Source organism: Lactobacillus sp. PSON (genome assembly GCF_052615405.1).
Genome location: NZ_JBQXFW010000013.1, coordinates 1 through 1,901 on the forward strand (window position 1 = coordinate 1; position 1,901 = coordinate 1,901).

The window sequence follows — 1,901 nt, forward strand, 5'->3', positions numbered from 1 at the left end:
AAGTCTTGCCATCTGCACTCACTTTTCCGTAGCCTACAAAGTTGCCGTTATTATCAGTGATACGATCACGGTGAAGAGTTACCTTTTGAGTCTGTGGCTTAGCCAAACTGCTTGGGATATCTTGACCAGTCACACTGTCTTTGTAAGTGATGGTACGAGTTACATCTTTGGTTTCATCAGTTGCCTTATAAGTAGTTACTGGTGTTTGTGGTGTATGACGGTAAGTTACAGTAATGTCTTGGAACTTGCTGTCTGGCAAGACACTAGTTGATGAAACTGTTGGCATATCTACACTGTCAAACTTCTTGCCGTCCTTGTCTTGAACACTGGCTGGAGTTTGTGAATCAACTTGGTCAAAGCTTGCGCTGTTTGGCATCCAAGCACGACTTGCATCTTGAGTATCTGCCTTGCCATCGTTATCAGTGTCGTACCCTACGATCTTGCCAGTTACCTTATCAACGATCGCATGCTTAGTGAAAGTTACACTTTGAGTATAGTCACTCTTGCCATCTGGAGCACCATTTACTGCAGTAGTTGTGCCATCATCATTTACACCTACATAGTGGATGTTACGAGTTACAGTCTTTTCAAGGTCTTCTTTAGTCAAACCATCTGGATACTTAGGACCTTCTGGGTCATCTGGGTTGACTGGATCAGTTGGCTTCTTAGGATCATCTGGAGTTACTGGAACATAAGTATGGTCATAGTAAACATTGATTGTTTGATCCTTAGTATTGCCGTCAACTGTTTCGTGATCGACCTTTTCTTTATCAGGAGCTGTGTAACCATGACTTGATAGATCAGGAGACTTAACTTCTGCCCATGACTTGTCATCAGTTGTCCAATCATCACTTGGAGTAAATGTCTTGCCATCTTCAGAAATAGTTCCGTGACCAACTACCTTGTTATTGTTGTCTAAAACTACTTGACGAGTGATCTTAGCAGTTTGAGTAGTTGGATTGTCCTTGATCAAGTCTGCTGGGATCTTTTCTCCAGTTTGCTTGTCATAGTAGTTGATCGTTCTAGTGACAGTCTTTTCTTCTGGAGTAGATGCATAGTGGTAAGTAGTATCAGCTGGCTTCAAGCTGTAGATAACATTAACTGTTAAATCATTTGCATTATCTGGAGCTGATACTTCATACTTCTTAACGCTACCGCTGCCGCCATCATATTCCTTCTTATCTACATGGTTAAAGATGTAGTCATTACTATTGAATTCAATGTTTGGACGCTCTTGAGTTGAAGCAAATTCATAACTGTTGCCATCAGTAGTCTTGCCATCAACTGTCTTAGTCCAAGTAATGCCCTTTGATTGGTCTTCAAGCGGAGTTAGATCATCAGCTGACTTGACGAACTTGTTAGTTACCTTGTCAACGATACCGCTACCCTTGAATTCAACAGTTTCTGTCTTAGAATCTGCGATCTTGTTTCCTTGTTCATCAAGGTAGTTGATCGTACGAGTAACTGTCTTATCAAGGTCGCTCTTGGCATATCCTGCACCTGGATGGTCTGGATCTACTGGAGTTGTATCATGAACTAAGTAAATAGTGAAGTCTTGGCTCTTTGAAGCATCATTATCAAATACTGGGAACTTGATGCTATCTTGAGTATCGCCAATTGAGCTATTGTCGGCATCATTCACAGCACTATCAAACTTATATCCAGCATTGATAAAGGTATCTACTAAACTCTTCTCACTTGGGAAGGAGATCTGAGTGCCGCTGTTGCCATCAGCTGTCAAACCATCGATCAAAGTCTTGTTAGCAGTCTTATCAACGATCTTCAAACTTGCATGTTGTATATCTGGAGCTTGAGGAGTGTAGATAACATTAATTATTTGGTTTTGACCAGCAACAGGCTTGTTAAAGCTTACATTAGTGTGATCTGGAGTATAGCCTTTG

The 1,901-nt window shown here is 41.2% G+C and carries 1 protein-coding gene; it reads right to left on the reverse strand.

The window, feature by feature from the left end:
- The coding region (locus ACTHPI_RS09245; protein ID WP_445353847.1) for a mucin-binding protein at positions 1-1,901 on the reverse strand (1,901 nt) is incomplete at both ends.